The following is a 2,563-nucleotide window of genomic DNA, read 5'->3' as shown; positions in this document are numbered from 1 at the left end:
CGCACGACGGCGGAGCTCAAGCGGGTAACGGGAAGGTCGTGCCATGACTCGATCCTTTCATGAAATCGAGTCTCCATTCGAATCGGGGCGGTTCAGTTCATTTAACCGGTTCGGCGTGGTTTTGTGCCCACCTTGTGGTGGGTGGGTCGGCTGAACGCCTCGCCGGTGGCGAGGACTCTGCCCACGTCGTGGCGGGTGGCGGGGCGGCGGTTCTTCGAGCCCGGTGGCCGGCCAGGGCCGGGACGGGATGGTTTCGGTGCACCGGCCGGTGAGCCGGCCTTCGCGCACAGGTTCCTGAACCCTCTGCGGACGCGGGCGGGTGTCAGTTTGTTCGGCTCGGCCGGCTTCTCCCAGGGCCTGCGGAGGTCGGCGGCCAGGGGCCGGGCGAGCCTGAGTTGGGCATACGCGGCGATCACCAGCCAGGTCCACCGGCCGGCCGCTTCCGAGCTTCGGAGCCGGGGCTTGGTCCACCCGAGGGTCTGCTTGAACAGGCGAAACGTGTGCTCGATGTCGAAGCGTCGCAGGAAGGACTGCCAGCAGCGGTCGACGTCCGCTTCGGTGGCGCCGGTGCGCGACCACCACAGCCAGACCGGCTTGTTGACCCCGCCGCTGGGCAGCTTCTCCACGACCAGGCGGATGACGGTGCCCTCGATGACGGGCAGCGGTCCCTCGTGGTCGAGCCATGCGGCCCGGCGGGTCAGCCGCGGGTGCAGCCGGTCCCACGCCTGTGCGGTCGCCTTCCCGTAGAGGCGGGTGTCCGTGACCGTCACGGCCTGCTCGATGCCCCAGGTGGTGGGGTCACCGAAGACGAACTCGCCGCCGTGCTTGGGCGGCCGGCCGCCCTTGGGGTTGGCCAGGTGAAACTCTTCACGGGAGGGTGTCGGACGCCGCATCACCCGATCTGAACGAAGCCGGCCGAGGATCTCGACGGGCAGGCCATCCAGCAGGTGGGCGATGCGCGGAGCGTCGTATCCAGCGTCCAGCACGACCAGGACCTCCGGATCACCCGGCCGCCACTGGCCGGCCGCGACCAGCCGCTCGACGACCTCGCGGATCTGCACCGTGGTCACCGCGGCGACGTCGGCGCCGGGCTCCAGGCGGACCGCGTCCAGCACCGCCGTCCACGACGTGCGGCCACTCCCCAGCGCGGCCACCACCGAGTACGGCCAGCCGGGCACCATCTGATGCTTGCCCTCACCCCGGCCGAACGTGTGGCAAAAGGCCCGGTCAGCACACGTGTTGGCATCCGGCCGCAGCCACGGCGAGACATCCACCGCCAGCACGAGCCGACCGTCGGCCGCCCTCGGCAGCGGCACCCCGGCCAGGGCCCGACGCAGCCGGGCGACGTCGATCCGGCCCTGGTTGAGTCCGCCGTACAGAGCCCCGTGCCCACGGCGGTGTTCGGGCGCGAGCGCGAGATCGACCAGCGTCCGCACCGGCCCGTCCGTGCACAGCAGCGCGTCGCACAACTCGAACAACGCGTCGCCCCGCGCGGTCAGACACGCGTACAGCTCCGACCGGAAGCGTGACACTTCCGCGAACGCATCCCGCAGGACGCCCTGATGCACCAGACTCACGACCACGGCCTTCGCGCTGATCCACTCTGTGACGGAGCACAGGATCAGGCGAAGGCCGCCTACGTGTCCGCTGAACTGCGAAAACGCCCATCAAGTTCGAGGTACGTTCGACACCGGTCGTTAAATGACAAGCTAAGGGATGGCCTTGCCCAGGTGCAGGTCGGCGAAGTCATGGATGTTCACCGGCGTCGGATCACCGGCCGGTCGCCACTGCCGGCCGCTGTTCTTGAACTCGCCGACGAGTTCCTTCTTCTTGGTGTCCACGCTGATCACCGGCTGGCCGGCATCCCGGTGCCCGCGTGCCTGCTCGTTGAGATAGCGGAACTGGGCATCACGGTCCGGGTGCTGACTGCCCTCGAGGGTCTTGGCGTTGGCCTGCAGGCTGAAGCCTTCCTCTCGCAACAGGTCGGCGACGGTGTCCGCACTGACTTTGTGCCCGGCCCGGGCCAGCTCCCGCGCGAGGGAGCGGGTCGACTTCACCGTCCACCGCAGCGGCGACATCGGATCACCCCGCTCGTCCGGCTCGACCAGCGCCAGCAGCGCGGGCCGCAGCCCCGGATCGAGATCCGCGACTCGCTTGCGGCCCCCGCCCGGCCGCCGTACCCGGCCCAACGGCTCCTCTCCGGCCTCCAACTCGAACACGCCCCTGCGGACCGTCGTCTCACTCGCCGCAGCCGCCCGCGCGACGGCCCGGATACCGCCATGCCCCAGCACGCGGGCCTCCGCTCCCATCAGCAGGCGCCGCTGCCGCTCGTCGAGATGCGGGAACAACACCGCGAACTTCACACTGAGTTGGGCACGAGCTTCGTCCGGGATGCGCATACCACATCAACGAGCCCCAGGAACGGGAAGCAACGCCTTGATGATCTGCAAGCCCTAATGGCCGTCCCGTAAGAGCTCGTAACACGATCATGGTTGGGTCTTCTTGAGGCGTCTCCAGCAGATGAGACTGCATGCCAGGGAGACAAAGGCGTCGTGGAGTTCGG

1 protein-coding gene and 1 pseudogene are annotated in these 2,563 nt (G+C 68.9%); both read right to left on the bottom strand.

Annotated elements, in window-relative coordinates:
- Positions 1-101 precede the first annotated feature (101 nt).
- Positions 102-1,577, bottom strand: a complete 1,476-nt coding sequence (locus ACIHCL_RS36925; RefSeq protein ID WP_399868929.1) for an NF041680 family putative transposase — start codon at positions 1,575-1,577, stop codon at positions 102-104.
- 135 nt (positions 1,578-1,712) lie between these two features.
- Positions 1,713-2,399, bottom strand: a pseudogene (locus ACIHCL_RS36920) (ISAzo13 family transposase); the annotation flags it as partial.
- Positions 2,400-2,563 lie beyond the last annotated feature (164 nt).

This window comes from Streptomyces sp. NPDC052042 (assembly GCF_044548345.1).
Lineage (GTDB): Bacteria > Actinomycetota > Actinomycetes > Streptomycetales > Streptomycetaceae > Streptomyces.
This window is presented reverse-complemented; position numbering and strand designations above follow the sequence as displayed.